The organism is Flavobacterium sp. GL_143, assembly GCF_057834355.1.
This window is the reverse complement of the sequence record NZ_CM174401.1, coordinates 187,578-205,174: the sequence shown is the minus strand read 5'-3', so window position 1 is coordinate 205,174 and position 17,597 is coordinate 187,578. Positions and strand designations below refer to the sequence as shown.

Below are 17,597 nucleotides of genomic sequence, written 5' to 3'. Positions count from 1 at the left end.
AAGGAGAAATCTCCACAAGTAGCTCGACAATTTAAGAAAAAAACTGGGAGTTAGTTTCTTGCGGAGATTTCTCCTTCGTCGAAATGACAAGTTTGGGATTATTTTGTGTAAAACTAAAGTTCCTTACATCCTTGGCAATATGATTATTTAAACGGATTTCGTTCTTGCCAATCTGTTTTGGGTTCCAGATAATTAAATAATTTGGCAATATTATGGTTGATTAAAGAATTACTGTGTGTGATAAGTCCGTACATTTTTACTGGTTTTGCACCCACAGAACTTTTGATTTCCAGAGCCGTTCTGGCAAAAATAACTTCTTTAAAATTCCTGTTTATAGAAAGTGCAATCATGTCGTAAAGCATGTTTAAATACAGCATTTTTTCGCGCTGAACACTTTCGTCATAACCTAAAAAATAAGTGTCCATTGCAGTTCCATTCATGATTAAAGTATTGAAACCAATTAGTTTTCCATCAATAAAATAACCATAAAAAAGGAACTTCTCTTTTAATGTTTCTTTAAAAACTCTAAAGTGATTTTTGGCTAAGAAAAAGGTATTAAAAGGAGCATTTTTGGCTACGTGATGATACAAATCATAGATAGTATCTTCAAAAGTTATGATGTCATCTATATCCATTTTCCTCTTTTCTATTCCTAAGGCTTTTTTGCGGGTACGTTTATATTGGTCGCGGTATTTTTTGGATAATGCATTAATATAATCTTCTTCGGTTTTCCAATCTTCATTGATTTTAAAAACCATATTTGGCTGGATCGAAAATGTATACCCTTTTTTGAATTCAGCAGAAAGCATATCAATTTCTGTTGCCGAAAAATCTTTGATAGTCGTGATATGGATTTTTTGCCCTTTCGATTTAAAATCTTTTTTTAGTGCATTGATTCCTTTATGTAATAATTTAATTGCTTTTGGTTGGCTTATTTTTTCAGAAAATGAATAAGCATTTTGACCTGTGAGCATATTGTTTCCAACAAACAAAACGTGTGAAGCAAATTTCTTGAAAGCAAAATTACGAACGGAAGTTTTTACACATTTATCTCGTTCTCCAAATGACTCGAGCTTATTAGAATCTAAGAATTGGGTTAGAGCAATACCAACTAATTCAGCGTCTTTAAAAAGTCCGATATAATGGCACAGCATATTGGTTGGTGCCGATTTTTCTAATACTTCCAGATATTCTCTGGATAAGAAAATATTATGCGTTGCCAAGTCATTCCATGTTTCAGGAAGTGAGGCAGTATTAGTATAAATCTGGAAGGAATAAGATGCATTCAAGGTAAGAGTACTATATTGTTCAAATTTACTTAATAATAACAGAATAATATAATTTAGGGTTTGTTTTACTTGTAAATTTTCTAAAAAAGAAATCCGTTTGATTTTCTAATTTCAAACGGATTTTATGTTTTAATTATTTATGCCCAAGCACAAATAATTCCTCCCATAATAGTTAGGGTAAGAATCCAATATCCGGCATGCACAAAAATATATTTCCAAGATTTTCTTTCGAATAAACCATTGATTGCTAACATAGGGAAAGCAAAGAATAAACCTGTCATGAAGCCATGAAGCGCTCCGTGTTTAAAAGTGCGAAATGCAGTTCCGTAATCGGCCATAAAAGCTGCAAAAGATGGTTTTGCACTTTCTATCATTGGTGGTCCGCCTACCATTCCTACTGCGCCCGATTGATGTATTGTTAATCCCGAAACAATTATAGTCATCATTAAAGAAAAGATGTATGTTAATACGAATATTTTAAGCATACTTCCTTTCTGGAGGTCTTCTTGAGTAACTCCAGCTTCTCTCATCCAGATAGTTCCAAATACTTTAGGGTTATACCAGATAAAACCAGTAACAAGAGTTGTTAGTGCCGAAGCAAAAAAAGCTAAGAAATTCATTTCCATAAGATTAGGATTTAAGGTTAGTTATTCAAATTTAATAAAATATTAAATACTAATTACATCAGATATTTTTGTTTTAAATAACTGATGTCTAAAATGTTAGGTGCGTTTTTTATTCTGTTCTATTTTGATAAAAAAAGGGATTAAAGCATCCCTTTTTTTCTATTTAATTAAGAAATTAGATTTATAAGTTGTTTCTGAATTGCGTAATACCAGATAATACACTCCGGTAGTTTTTAAATGGGTATGGATTTCTTTTTTAAAGTTATCGTTTACATTTATTTTATCCTGTTCATAAACAATTCTTCCTCCCACATCATATATTGTGAGTTTAAATGTTCCCTGCTCACCAATTAAAGATAGTGTGAATATACCATTATTAGGAACGGGAGCAATTGTTAATCCTTTTTTATCTGGATTTGTATGATCGTCGATAGCCAGAGTAGCATCTACTTTTATTTCTGAAGATGTTGTTTTGCTACATAAACCTGTTGTTACATAATTTAGAGAAAGAGTTTGTGTACCCTTTTGTGTCCATTTTATGGTAACAGTATTATTTGCCTGACTTACAATTTCTCCTCCGGTTACAGTCCAGTTATAGCTTTGCATATTTGGAGTAGCGGTGTAGATAGTAGTAGCATTGGTTTCGGTAATAAGAGCATCTCCTGTTATACTAGCCAAAATAGTATTTATAACACCCACATTTTCATAAACAATTCCTTTTCCTTGTAAGGCACTTGTTTTTTTCTGTAGTTTAGATAAATCGATACCAAATGTAAGTTCTCCATTCTCATTGAATTTCTCTATATTCTGAATTTTAAATTCAGTATCAGATACTTTAGCGATTACTGCATTTTCATTAGAGATATTTATCCCTCCGGCTTTGATTATTAAAGCGTCTTTTGTAAACTGAGATGCCGTGATTTCATCTGTAAAAAGTACTTTAAGATGCTCTATTTCGGCACAATCGGTATTGTTTGTTTTTACTGGTGTAATTGTACTGCTAAAGTCCACAACATCTATGTATGTTTCGATACTTATAGGGTCACTAGCATTTCCATATTCATCATAAGCAATGGCTTCAAAAGTATTTTTTCCGATATATCCTGTAATAGCAAAACTTAAATCTCCTGCTGTTTCTACGTATTTTTTATCTACTAATACTTTACTAGTTGGAGTTATTACATAAAGTTCTATAGATTGTTTATTGTCTATAGTTTTTAGAGCGATAGATAAATCATTGCCAGAAGTAATGTTATCTGTTGCTGAAATTCCTCTATCAGGAGTTATACGTATATTATTTGGAGAAGCTGGTTTATCAAATTTCACAGTCCACATCGTGCTTGTAGTTCCAGTTCCATAATTTCCAGATACATCTACAAAGTTAGATTGATCAATTATTAGTTTGTATCCACCTGCAGTATGTGTGTGTTCTCCTAATCCCGAGATTAGATAATGTAAATCATCCTGTTTTGTAACAGTTAATTTAGCATTTAGATCCACACTTCCTTTGTATAGCTTAATCCAGCTAGCTTCAAAATTATTTTTTAATGGTTTATTTAAAACTATCTGCATATCTGTTACGTTCTGGCTATTAAGCGCTCCCTGATATTGTGGCTTAAAGCTATCTACTTCCGGAACAACTAAATCAACTTTCCATTTATGAGATTGTACTACTAAACCTAACGAGTTATCTTCGGCTTTCATAGATGGCAAATCAACAGTTAATTCATATTCTCCTTTTTCCAGATTGTATTGGTTTAATCCTACGATAGTATACTTTTGATTGTTCTCTGTTACTATCGAAATGTTATCCAAAGATTTTCCGTTTAGCTTTAATTTGTCTTTAGTAAACTGGATTGGTTTTACTATTTTATTAAATGATATCTCAACGCTATTTACGGCTTGGGCTTCTGTTTGATCTGTTTTAAATTGAATGATTCCTAATTCTCCAATTATTTGTGTCCAGGAAACAGATTTGCCTTCAACTCCTTCGTTCTCTTCCAGATCTTTTATTCCTGCACATTGCACTGTTAGTTCATAATAACCAGAAGCAATGGTTAGGGTTTTAACGTTTAATACATAAGTAGAGTCGTTTACTTTACCTATAAAACTATCATTAAAAGGGATTTTATTTCCTTGGTGAATTAATGTTATGTTTTGGGCAGTAAAGGTACTCGGGTTTATGGCTTTATTAAAGTTTACCTGAACTGATTCTATTGCTTTGGTTGTTGTTGACGGAATGCTCTCAAAAGAAACTACTTTCGGTACATTGGTATTTATTGGTGTATAATACAATGTGTATTTTTCTAATCCTGATATTTTGTCAACAAAATGAAGATTGTTCTCATATTTAGGATCTGCTCCATCTCTTAATGTAACAAATGTCTGCCAGAAGTTTAGCAAAGGCAATTCCAGTTGATCACTGTTTCTAACAACTTTTACAAGTTTGTATTTGTCTCTACCCGGATCTGTTAAATTACCATAATTCCATCCTGTTTTAGACGAGTTCATAGTTAGAATTGTCGTTACCTGAGTTGGTGAAATAGGGTTAGAAATAGTTGCGGTACTTACTTTATATACTTCGTCACTTCCGCCATTAGAATAATAAATAGCATCAGGAACATCGTTTATATCTGCAATATCATTTACTAAGAAATCGGCTATGTTATCATGTCCAGCCTCATAAGCCTTTACGCTTTTAATAAGTTCATGAACATAAGATGCTTTTATTAGGCTCAGATTTTTATTTCCGTAGCTGCTCAAATGTTTTACTTTTAAATCATATTCTATAAAATGTCCTAACAATGTACTGGTAAACCACCATTGTCCGATTGCAGCTTTTTGTGGTTCAATATTTCCAAAATCTACGTTAAGTAAACCTAATTGTTTAGGCTCATTATTAAAGTTACTACCTATGATTTCAAAATCAATTAATAGTCCTTTTTTGTTTTCGATAATTTCAGGTTGCACAGATTCTACCTGAACATTTTTGGCTTGACCGTAACCTTCATTTTTAATTAATAATGCCATTTCTGCAGGAACCGTAGGCTCTACTTTTTCGGTTAATGGATCATCTCCAATAATATCACGCTGCATAAAATAATGCAGTACTAAATCTGGGCTTGGATTTACTTCCAGCGTAACTGGATATAATTTTATTGTTGCTATTTCTCCTGTATTTGGATCCAGATAAGATAATGTTCCTCCAAACGAATAAGATTTAGCAACTGTAGGAGCAGCCTCTTTTGTTGGTATAAAAAGTACTGTTCCAGATTTGTTACTTTGCGGACCAACAATTCCTGTTCCGCTCAGGAAAGCATCTTTATTAATTTGGAATAGATGGGTCATATCATTTCCAGATTCGTCTGTGATTATCAAATCTAAGTTTATGTTTTTTATTGAGTTAAGATCACTACCATTGTTCATAGTTAAAGTACCTTCAAAAGCTTCTCTGGTCATCGTCATTTTTTGAGAGAACTTTACTGTAACTGTGGCACAAACAGAATTAGATGATTTTCTGTCTACATATTCTTGTAAGTCACTTTTATCTTTTTCATACATTTCGTAAGCAGAAACAAAACCTCTTGCTTTTGTACGGTCTGCTAATTCTTTTGCCTTTAAGGCATAAACATCTAAACTATCTTTACTAATAATGGTAGCATATTGTGCATTTGGAGAAGTAATTCCTTTATTCCAGGCTTCTACAGACTCATTCCATCTTTGACTGAATACATTTATGTCGGCAGCGCTAATATCTGTTAAAACAAACCTGCTTTTCATAACAGCAATATCTGTTTCGGTAAAAATTTGTTTCTTATCTAAGTTTGTAGCTACTTCTTTTACAAAATCAGGGAAATTTTCGCTTTCAAGAATTTTATTGTTATTAAAAATAAGTTCTTTTTTCTTGGTAAAAGCATCGTCTGCAGCTTTTAATTTTGTTAAATCCTGTTCAATTACTTCGAACAAGCTTGGTCCTGCGTTTCGCCCTGTTATTGAAAGTCCCAGACACGTTTTTACCGCGCTTAATGCTCCCCATATACAACCATAAGTCTGTTTTTTTATGAGGCATCCGATTCCGCTTATTATTGCATCTTCCCAAGTAGTCGATGTAAGGAGAGAAAGCCCACAACTAAGAAGAACTGTAGGTGGATAACAGGCTAGAACTGCAGTTCCAATGGCAAATGCACATGGGTCACATGTAATATTGGCATCATAAGTAAAATCGATTGGGGAATAACCGGTTCCTCCTGGTACAGGACAATTTCTACAATATACATAATTTGGACCATTAATTACCGGAATGTCTACAGGTCCTAGATTGGTACATTCTCTAGAAAAAGAAAATGAATGTGGTACAGCTACCCAATGACTATCAATACATTGATACGTATACCAAGCCATTACAACTGCATCACAAGGGGCTGCTGATGCTGCTGCTCTTAATATGGTTCCCGTCATTCTTTCGACCTTAACAGGAATCTGGATAGATTGTTTGGCTAATATATCTATTTTATCAATTAATGGTGTAAACTTATATTCGTTGTCACTCGGAAACTGCAGATATACATCTTTGGCAGTAATAAGTCCTTTGTTTGTAAGGGTTGCCATTAGTATATAGCTACTTCCTTTGGCTATATCCTGAACTTTTTTATCCATTTCTACGACAACTACCGGAATGGGAACATTGGTTTCGTATTTTACAACAAGTTCAGTTTCATATTTATCTTCTATTTCTGTAGGTTTTACAGTCCATTCGTAACTGATTGCCTGATAAGCCAAATAAATACTTTGCTTATTAACTTTACCCGGATCAACCAAAATATTACTTTGATGATTACTGTGTTTGTCTGCCGTTACGGTTAAAACATAACTTCCTTCTGGAAGATTTTCGGCATTAAATAATCCGTTTTGATCAGTTACACCTTCTGCAACAATAACGCCCGAGAATGGATGACGTACTACTACTTTTGCTCCTTTTAGATGTGGTGCTTCTACAGTATTGTATGTATAGTCATCGACTGCATCAATAAGTAAAGAACCTTTGGATTCGGATACTGTTTCTATTTTAAAAGGGACACTAATTCCTTGTCCATTAGCAAGAGATATTGCTAAGTTTCCAGATAGAGGAATGTTAACTTGTTGTTTCACTGTAGGGGCTAATTCTAATATTATATTAGCGGTTTCATTTGGAGCTATTTTATCTATAACCGATTGACTTTTAAGTTTCATCCAGTCTAGTTTAGGTAATTCCACTTTTACTTTTTCGGCATCTATAGCTCCAGTATTGGTAATTGCCAATTCATAATAGCGAGAACTTCCTTTGGTCATTGTGGTATTAATACTTACAGGGTTTGCTACTATTTTTGCCGTTTGAATTTGACAATGGTAATAAGCTAGAGCTGTTAGTTTTGCTCCTTCATCAGATGAGATGGTAAAGTTAATAGGATAGTACTTCTCTTCTTCAGAAGCTTTATCGGCTAATATTGTATAATTTAATATGGCTTCTTGTCCTGCTGCCAGTGTTAATGGCGTTACTTGAATGTTAAATCCAGCATCTCCAGGAAGTTCAACTTTTATATTAGTTAGCGCAGTTTTACCATTATTTTTTAATTTAAACTCTCCTTTAAAAGGTGTTTTTTCTACTACTTCCCATTTTAAATAACCAGATGGTTTGTTGGTCCATTCAAAACCAATAATGTCAAATTCTGCTTGTGCAGCATTATTCGTTCCTGGGTAACCAGCACTTACGCCATAGTGCCCGCTTTCTGTTTGTAGCGGTTCAAAATCATAAGCAAAGTTTCCAGAAGCATTTGTTGTAACGGTATATAGGCGAACAAAGTTTCCGCTTGTAATCGTGATTTCTACTTCTTTGATTGCTGCAGGAGAATTATTGAGCATTTTGGCAGATCCGGTTATAGTAACTAACTCGCCAGATTTGTATAATGATTTAGCTACGGTAGCAGTTGCAAAATAACCCGGAAGTAATTTTATTTCAGTATTGGCTTCGTTATTTGTAAATGTTAATTCGTCTGTTTTTTGATTTGAATTTATAGTTACAATTAAAAAATAATCGCCAGCTTTTTCAGGCAGCTGAATAGGTTTAACTAAATTTAATGATTTTCCTGCTTCGATATCTTTGTCTAATTCGGTAGTTGCCAGTAGGATTGCGTTTTTTGTAGATTTATCTTTAGAAAGGTAATATTCTATTTTAGAACCTTTGGTAAGAATGGCAAATCCTTGATTGGTAATTGTTGTAGCTACTTCGATGTTATCTTTTCCTGTTGCTTGAGTTACTGTGTTTATTTTTGTAATAGTAGCATCAGGTTTATTTTGATCGGTTACAATTATCCACGCAAATCCAGAACTATAATTGTCTGCTTCGGCTTGAACACGTATGGTTTGATCTCCTTTTTTATTTGGATCTATTTTAGTGCTTATTTCTATCTCTATGGCTTCTTTTCCTACAGGAATAGTAGCAGTTGCAGGAATAGATACAATTGTAGGAGCATCTGACGAAAGTCTGACAGGAATAGCTGTCGATGTATCTACAGTATTTCTTGCAATAGTTATTTTTGCAGAATTTTCTTGTCCTGCCTTAACGGTTGTAGGGTTTGCTTTTACAAACAAAGCAGGGCCATTACTATCTAGTATGGTAATGGTTTTTGCCAATTGGCTTCCTCCGTTTCCTGCAGCAACTGTACAGTTACAAGAAGGAATATAAGCATCTGCGGTTACTTTTACAGTTTTTGTTCCATCGACAAGTCCGTTATTTATGACTCCAATGTTGATTTTTTTCTGGTTTACATTTGCAGGAAATTCAATAATATCAGGAAGAATTAAAGTATTTGCTACATTGGCAGACAAACGGATTTTTATGCTAACATCTGTTTTATCCAATCGTTTTATGATGGCATAAGTTGCATAAACTCCATCTCCTTTAGAAATGGTTTCGGGTGTTATCTCGAATTCAAAAGTAGGAATGTTCGAGCTTTTTAAGATGATTTCGGTGCTACTAGCCTGGAAACCTTCGGCTCGGGTTGTAATCTTTCCTATTACTGTTGCTTCTGGTACTTTATTGTCTCTAACCTGAACAGTAAAAGAAACACTTTTGCTTCCAGAAGGAAGAATGATTTCTGATGGGATATTCCAACGGGAATTCTGATCAGCAGTAATGCTGAATTTTGTGTCTTTGTTTTTTGCAAAATCGGTTTGTAAAGTAACAGTAATCATCTCCCCATCTGTGGCTGTTGTTTTTGATGGTGTTAGTGTAATTAATGAAACCTCATCATCTATAATTTCGATATTATCCGAGACTGTAGGGTAATCATTGCCCGTTACAGATAGTGCTACAGTTCTGTTTCCATCGGCTGCAGTATTGTCTACAGGTTTTATATAAAAAACGGCAGATGATTGGTCTTTAGGGATTTTTATACTCGCAGGAAAATCTAGTTGTCCGTTTTGCGAAGCAGCAAGTTGATATGTTTTATCAGTGCTTCGGTCTCCGCTTTGGGTTATGGTTGCCCGGATTACTTCTGTGGCATTTTCGGGAATAGATTTTTTATCTAAGGTTAAATACAATACTTTTTCGAGCAATATTGTATTGGGACTAATAAGTTTATTGTTGCCTTGTAACGCATCTGGTTCTTTTACAGATGGATTAGGAACCAGGTTAATTTTAATTTTTACGTTTCCGTCTATCCCTATAATTTTAGGAAGGTTGAAAGTAGCATTTCTGCTAATGGTTTTCTTGCTCTCTAAATCACCATCATAGGAAACACTTCCTAAATTATACTCGATACCAGTTGTTTCCGAAATTATACTAATTTGTTCTGTCCATCCTCCAGCTGCAATACGATCTCCGATGTTGTTTACTCCCCATGACAATGTAATTTTTCCGTTAGGAGTAATCTGAGATTCGCTGCTTGTTATACCCGAAATAGTTAAATCGGGATATTGTGCTGTTGCTATTGTAAGTATTCCGTTTGTATGGTTTGAGCCTATGTCTATTGCATTTTTAGAACTCAATACAACACTAGAAAGGTTTAGGTTATGAGTTTGCCCAGACGGATAATTTATCGGAATTTCGATCGGAATTTCTAATAAAGTTCCACTATTTCCTTTAAAAGGATTACTTGTTAGCGAGAGAATTATAAAATGATAATTTCGTGGGTTATTCTTCTCGATATTTACATAAACTGCGTGGTCTCCTTTACGGCTATCACTTATTTTACTTGCTTTTTCGTTAATGATAAGTCCTTGTGGAACTGTTAGCGTAAACTCAGCTCCAAGTACTTCATCTGTATTGGATAAATCGATTAAAATTTTTGATTCTTCTCCTGGTCCGGCAGTTGCATTTATAACTTTTAAACTATTTTGTGCATAAGTAAATGTTCCTAAAAACAGAAGAATAAATGCAAGAAAGGGTCTTAATTTTATAGGGGTTAATTTAGTAGATGTCATTTTAATAAATTTATTGTATTAACATTTTTCCTTTAAATATTTTTGGGCTGTTTGAAGCTTGTACTTCCAGAGTATAAAAATATACTCCTGCAGCAAGTTCTTTTTGTAAAAAGACCGCTTCATGTTTCCCTTCTGAGGTTTCTAAATCTGATTGTAGTCGAACAATTTGCCCTTGCATATTGTAGACTTTCAGCGTTACCTTAGTTGCATTTTCTAGTAAATGATATTTTATTGTTGTTTGTTCTCTAAAAGGGTTAGGGAAGTTCATAACAATATCTTTTCCAGAATTAACATCGATATCATCTATTCCTAGTGTTCCGTTTACAATTTTATAAGGAACTTCGTTTGCATTATCATCGGATATTACGGCAGAAACAATAGTCGTTTTAGGAGCTACTTTGGCAATAGCCACCTTACCCGATAATGTTTTGTCTATAGAAAATCCGACAACACTTGTTTCTTCTTTATTCTCTGCAATAGATACTGTATATCCTTTGGCAGAAAGTAAATCTGATACTTGTTCTTTGCTTATTCCTTTTAAACGAATGTCAAATGCTGCTGTAGCTGTTGCTTGACTATCGAGGTATATAATATCATTTTCAATGCTTAAAACTGTATTCTGATCATTTGTTAAGGCAAAACGTTTAGCAGCTTGTTGTACGTTTTCTTGTACTCCATCCTGTATTTTATTTATCAGAAGAATAATATCTAACAGATTTAAATTCTTATCCTTATTAATATCGGCTGCAGCATAATTAAAATATTTTGGTTTTTGGCTCAGAGTATAATTTAAAGAAGATTGGATGTCTAATATATTTACAATACCATCCAGATTGCTGTCTCCCTCACGATAGGTTAATGTATAAGTAAGGATACTATTTCTAGCTGATCCGGCTATTTGTCTAAGCTCAAGAGTTTGGTTGTTAGGGATATTCCATTCGCTCATTATATTCATTAGCTTAATACCATCTTCAGGAACTGTTACCATTTGGTAATTGTCTTTTAGCGTCATATTATACGATTGACTTGGACTGAATAACTGATTGGTATGGTCGTAACGATTTATCTTCTTGTCTTTTATTACTGTATTTACTGTTAGCGGTAATGCGCCTAAATTAATTTTTTGACGGTCAATTTTAAAATTCACGTTGGACGGAAATACAGCATTTGTTTCTGTAAGTTCATTCTCCGAAAGGTCGATTGTTTTAAGTTTGGTTAATCTTGATAACTCGTCTGGAATACTGCCTGTTAATTTATTACGGGTTAGGTTAAGGCTTTGTAGCTCTACAAATTTGCCTAACTCGGCACTTATATCTCCAATTAAGTTATTATCGGTTAGGTTAATTGCTACAACGTGTCCATCATTGGTTGTAACTCCTTTCCATCTTTTTTCATGAAGATTATTTGTAGATATATCCCAAGGTATTTTCCAGTTTGCACCTCCGGCTTTTTGGAAAAATGCAACCAAGGCATCAAATTCTTCTGCTAAAAGAGGTGTTTCAGATCCGTCGGCAATTCCTTTATATTGCAAGTAAGTACCCTGAGAAGCACCTGTTCTTTGCCAGATAGTAATTTTTGCTCCCGCAGGAACATCTGCAATAGATACGCTCGGGAATACAAGAATATTGCCTTCTGGTGTTGCCTCAGATATTTTAAAGTTATTTGCTTGTAAGGCAAATAAATACTTTCCTTCTTGCTCTGGATTAGTTTCGTTATAGGTAGTGATAGGAGGTAGGACTACACTAATTTCGTCTCCTTTTAAATACAGGAATTCCTCTTTTACAATTGTTTGTCCTCTTAGGTTTACATATACTTTACTCAGATCATAGGTAAAAGCTGTTTCCAGAGTATCAAAACCATTATTAGATAAATCCAGCTGTTCTATATTCTGGAATTGATTGAATTGTGCCGGGATAGTTCCTTTAAACAGGTTGGCTGCTATAGATAATTTTTTTAACCCTGATATTCCAGAAAGTACTGGTATTGTTCCTCCTAGTTTATTTGCTTGTAAGTTCAGGGTTTTTAAATTTGTGAGTTGCCCAATAGTTGTTGGAATATTTCCTTCAATAACATTCGATTGCAGGTTTAGGGTTTCCAGATAGGTTAAACCAGATAATTCTTCAGGAAGTGTTCCTGACAGATTATTTCCTGATAAACTTATTGAAACAACATGACCTTCTTTTGTGCCTACACCATACCAACTTACTTCATGAAGTTTGTTTTGTGAAGTATCCCATTTTTGAGTCCATTGTGCTCCATTAGTACTAGCATAGAATTTTTTTAGAATTTCAAATTCTTCCTCTGCCAATGGTTTTCCAAAAGTCACTTTATTATAGTTGATCGTTGTTCCCTGAGCAGTTCCGTCGTTTTGTGTAATCGAAATTTTGTCGGTTAGTTTTATGCTCAGTAATGCTATATCCTTAAAGATTAAGTTGCCTTCTTTATTAGAATAATTCGATACTTTATTTACGCCATTGATGAAAAGCGTAAAATAATTTTTGTTGTTAATACTTCCTCCATCAGCGTTAAAAATAAAAGTGCTAAGTGTTGGCAGGTTTATCACCAATTCATTTGCACCTACTTCGATAGTTGGGATAGCGATGGTTTGATATGTAAAATCAACTGTTTTTAGTAAAGGCAAACTAGCTAATGCTTCGTCTGCATTTTCGATATTATTATAACTTAGAGTAAGTGTTTTAAATGCTTTTAATTTCCCCCATGAAGAAGGAATAACACCTTTTAATTTGCAATATCTTAAATCTAAAGATTCTAGAGATTCCAACTCAGAAAAGATTGCTAAATCGGTGGTGCTTAAATCTTTTGTGTAGTTTCCTCCATACAAAGAAAGGTTTTTTAGGAATTTTAAATTCCCAAAAGAAGCAGGTATTGCTCCTGCAACGTTGCTATTATTGTTGAGGTTAATACCAGTAATATGTCCGTTTTGTATACTTACACCATACCAGGGACCTTCATGCAAATTATTTAGGCTAGTGTCCCATTTATTAGTCCATTTACTGCCTCCCATTGCATTATAAAAATCAACCAAAGCTTGATATTCTACATCTGGAATCTTAGGCTGATCTACTTTTACATTAGTGAAATAAATATTACTATAATAAGCTGCACCCGAAGCTCCATCATATTGCTGACGCAGATATAGCTGATCTCCTGTTTTTAGTGTTGCCAGATAAGTTGCAGGAATGGTTAAGCTTGCATCTTGCGCAACGGTTAGGTTAGTTCCTACCTGAGTACCACGCACGTATACTATGAATTGTCTTTTTGCCGAAAAATCATTAATAGGTCTGTTATAAAGAACGGTATTAGGTAAATTACTAATCTTTACATCGGTTCCTTCATACAGAAAGTTTTCTATACTAAGAGTTTGTGAGTTTAATTCCAGAGCTACAGAAGTTTTTAATAATCCCTGAATAGTACCTACTTTATTGCTAGAAAGATCTAAAGATGTTAATGCATTTAGGTTTTCTAATTCTTTTATAAGAACTTCTATCTGATTGCTATTTAGGTTTATAGTTGTTAAATTGGCAAGAGAACCTATTGATGCAGGGATAGTTTTTAACTGATTAACAGATAAATCCATTGTAACAAGACTTGTCATTGCGCCCAAATCTTCTGGCAATCCTGTAATTGCATTGCTACTTAAATACAATGATTTTAGTTTCTTAAGCTTGCTCCATGAAGCAGGTATGTCTCCTTTTAATTTGCTATATCTTAAGTCTAAAGTTTCTAGAGATTCTAACTCAGATAAAACACTTAAATCGGTAGTGCTTAAATCTTTGGGGTAACTTCCTCCATAAAGAGAAAGATTTTTTAGGAATTTTAAATTTCCAAAAGAAGCAGGAATTGATCCCGCAACGTAATTGTTATTATTAAGGTTAAGACCTGTTATATGTCCGTTTTCGATACTCACACCGTACCATGCTCCTTCATGAAGGTTGTTCAGGCTAGTGTCCCATTTATTGGTCCATTTATTGCCGCCCATTACGGTATAAAAATCTACCAAAGCTTCGTATTCGGCATCGGGTATTTTTGGTTGATTAACCTTTACATTAGTAAAAAAGATGTTGGTATAATATGCTGCACTTAGTGTTCCGTCGTATTGCTGACGCAGGTATAATTGATCTCCGGTTTTTAGTGTAGCGAGATAGCTTACAGGAATCGTCAGGCTGGCATCTGGCGCCATAGTTAAATTTGCTCCTACCTGACTACCGCGTATGTAAACGCCAATTTGTCTTCGACCTGAGAAATCATTTTTAGATTTATTGTAAGTAACTACATTCGGGAAATTGTCCACTTTTACATCGGTTCCTTCGTACAAGAAATTCTCTATGTTTACGGTTTGTGAATTTAGCTCGAGGCTTACAGTACTTTTTAGCAACGCTACAATATTGGATATTTTATTGCTTGAAAGATCTAGTGTTTTTAACGCATTCAGATTTTCGAATTCTTTTATAAGTACTTCTATTTGGTTACTTGCCAGGTTTAAGGTTACAAGATTTAAGAGGTTGCCTATTGATACTGGGATAGTTTTTATCTGGTTGGATGATAAGTCTATCGTTACCAGACTTTCCATTGTGCCAAACTCTTCTGGCAATCCTGTAATTGCATTGTAACTTAAATACAATGATTTTAGTTTTTTTAATTTACCCCATGAAGCAGGAATATCTCCTTTTAATTTTGAATATCTTAAATCTAAAGTTTCCAGAAATTCAAAGTCAGATAAGATTCCTAAATCGGTTGTGCTTAAATCTTTAGTATAACTTCCTCCATAAAGAGAAAGACTTTTTAGATATTTTAAATTTTTAAAAGAAGCTGGTATTGCTCCCGCAACATTACTATTATTGTTAAGGTTAAGGCTTGTAATATGTCCATTTTCGATACCCACACCATACCATGCACCTTCGTGAAGATTGTTCTGAGTTATATCCCATTTATTATTCCATTGTGTTCCGCCCATAGTATTATAAAAATCTACTAAAGCCTGATATTCTAAATCGGGTATTTGTGGTTGGTCAACTTTTACATTAGTAAAAAAGATGTTGGTATAATAAGCCGCACTAAGCGTTCCATCATATTGTTGACGTAAATATACCTGATCGCCTGTTTTTAAGGTTGCGAGATAACTTGCTGGAATAGTTAGGCTGGCATCTTCTGCCATTGCAATATTTGCTCCTACCTGACTGCCTCGTATGTAAACACCAATTTGTCTTCTGCCCGAAAAATCATTTTTAGATTTATTATAGGTAACTATATTCGGTATGTTATCGATTTTTACATCGGTACCACTGTACAAAAAGTTCTCCAGGCTTACAGATTGAGAATTTAGCTCTAAGCTTACCGTACTTTTTAGCAAGGCTACAATATTCGAAATTTTGTTGCTTGAAAGATCTAAGGTTTTTAAAGCATTTAAACCTTCAAATTCTTTTATAAGAACTTCTATCTGATTACTGGCTAAGTTTAGCGTTACTAAATAAGAGAGATTACCTATAGAAACAGGAATTGTTTTTATCAGGTTGGAAGATAAATCCAAGGTTACCAGATTTTCTATTTCTCCTAGTTCATCCGGTAATCCGGTAATTGTATTGTTGCTTAAATACAATGTTTTTAATTTTTTTAGTTTACTCCATGAAGCTGGGATATTCCCTTTTAGCTTGGTATATCTTAGATCAAGAGTTTCTAGAGATTCCAGTTCTGATAGAGAACTCAAATCTGTAGTATTTAAATCTTTGCCGTAGTTTCCTCCATATAGAGAAAAGCTTTTTAGATATTTTAAGTTTCCAAAAGAAGCCGGTATTGCTCCCGATATATTGTTGGTATTGTTGAGGTTAATTCCCGTTACATGTCCGTTTTCTATACTTAGACCATTCCATGCACCTTCATTAAGGTTGTTTTCGTTAATGTCCCATTTATTATTCCATTTGCTACCATTCATGGCATTGTAAAAATCGACCAATGCCTGATATTCTATATTTGGTATTCCGGGTTGGTTTACTTTTACAGTAGTGAAATAAATATTACTGTAATATGCCGCTCCAGAAGTTCCATCATATTGCTGACGCAGATATACTTCATCTCCATTTTTTAATGTAGCGAGATAAGCCGATGGAATCGTAAGGCTGCCATCTTCGGCAACAGTTATATTTGTTCCTACCTGACTCCCGCGGACATAAATTCCTATTGGTCTTCTGGCCGAGAAATCATTTTTGGTTCTGTTGTAAAGAACAACATTTGGGAGATTACTAATTTTTAAATCAACTCCCTCATATTGCAATTTATCAATGCTAAGAGTTTGGGAATTTAATTCTAAGCTAACGGTACTTTTTAATAAAGCGTCGATAGTTGATACTTTATTGCTGGCAAGGTTTACTGTTTTTAAGGCAGTAAGGTTTTCTAATTCTTTTGTTAAGACAGTTATCTGGTTGGTAGATAATTCTAAAGTTATTAAGCTTTCCATCTCTCCAATTTCTTTAGGTAAAGAAGTGATGGCGTTGTTGCTTAGATATAAAGTTTTTAATTTTTTTAGCTTATTCCATGAAGCAGGAATACTACCTTTTATGTTACAATTTCTTAGGTCGAGAGTTTCTAGCGCTTCTAATTCTGATAGAACTCCCAGATCGGTTGTGCTTAAGTCTTTGCTGTAACTTGCGCCGTAAAGGGAAAGGCTTTTTAGGAATTTTAAATTCCCAAAAGATACTGGGATTTTTCCAACAATGTTACTTGTATTGTTGAGGTTAATTGCTGTTACGTGTCCGTTTTCTACGGTTACACCATACCAGGCAACTTCGTGAAGATTATTTTCTTTGGTATTCCATTTATTATTCCAGTTGGACTCACCGGTAGCTTTGTAAAAATCGACCAAAGCTTGGTATTCTGTATCAGGAATTGGAATGTTTGTTGGGGTTTGGAATGCAAAAATTTGGGAACTAATAAGGAGGAATATTAGTCTAATGAGTAGTTTTTTTTCCATAACTCAAGGGTTTAAAGGTCAGTTGATTGGCGTTATTTTTAGTCGTTAGGTAATAATTGCCAAAAGTAGGAAAAATATCTATGTAAAAAATTGACTAAATTATTTATTTAAGAAAATACGTGTGATATTCTTATTTGTTAGTTCAAAAAGTAAGAATTTGATAATAATATTTAGCTCGAATCCGAGTAAATACAAGGGTGGAGAGAAGAGGTGATTTCTAGAAAATATTTTAAAAAA

4 protein-coding genes are annotated in these 17,597 nt (G+C 34.0%); all 4 read right to left on the bottom strand.

Annotation, left to right across the window (positions count from 1 at the left end; all coding sequences use genetic code 11):
* Nucleotides 1–143: 143 nt before the first annotated feature.
* Nucleotides 144–1,289 carry a peptidogalycan biosysnthesis protein gene (locus AC3IPI_RS00830; protein ID WP_489156513.1) on the bottom strand — a complete coding sequence of 382 codons (1,146 nt, stop codon included), beginning with the start codon at nucleotides 1,287–1,289 and terminating at the stop codon, nucleotides 144–146.
* A 137-nt stretch (nucleotides 1,290–1,426) separates the two neighbouring features.
* Complete coding sequence (locus AC3IPI_RS00825) at nucleotides 1,427–1,915, bottom strand: DUF1761 domain-containing protein (protein WP_039111483.1); 489 nt, start codon at nucleotides 1,913–1,915, stop codon at nucleotides 1,427–1,429.
* Nucleotides 1,916–2,074: 159 nt separating this feature from the next.
* Nucleotides 2,075–10,375 carry a CARDB domain-containing protein gene (locus AC3IPI_RS00820; protein WP_489156511.1) on the bottom strand — a complete coding sequence of 2,767 codons (8,301 nt, stop codon included), beginning with the start codon at nucleotides 10,373–10,375 and terminating at the stop codon, nucleotides 2,075–2,077.
* Between the two features lie 10 nt (nucleotides 10,376–10,385).
* Nucleotides 10,386–17,360, bottom strand: coding sequence for a leucine-rich repeat domain-containing protein (locus tag AC3IPI_RS00815; protein ID WP_489156509.1), 6,975 nt, complete (start codon nucleotides 17,358–17,360; stop codon nucleotides 10,386–10,388).
* Nucleotides 17,361–17,597: the final 237 nt, after the last annotated feature.

Bases quoted from the DNA above. Each gene is read 5' to 3' on its own strand.
- AC3IPI_RS00815 (WP_489156509.1), bottom strand. From the start codon at position 17,360: ATGGAAAAAAAACTACTCATTAGACTAATATTCCTCCTTATTAGTTCC.
- AC3IPI_RS00820 (WP_489156511.1), bottom strand. From the start codon at position 10,375: ATGACATCTACTAAATTAACCCCTATAAAATTAAGACCCTTTCTTGCA.
- AC3IPI_RS00825 (WP_039111483.1), bottom strand. From the start codon at position 1,915: ATGGAAATGAATTTCTTAGCTTTTTTTGCTTCGGCACTAACAACTCTT.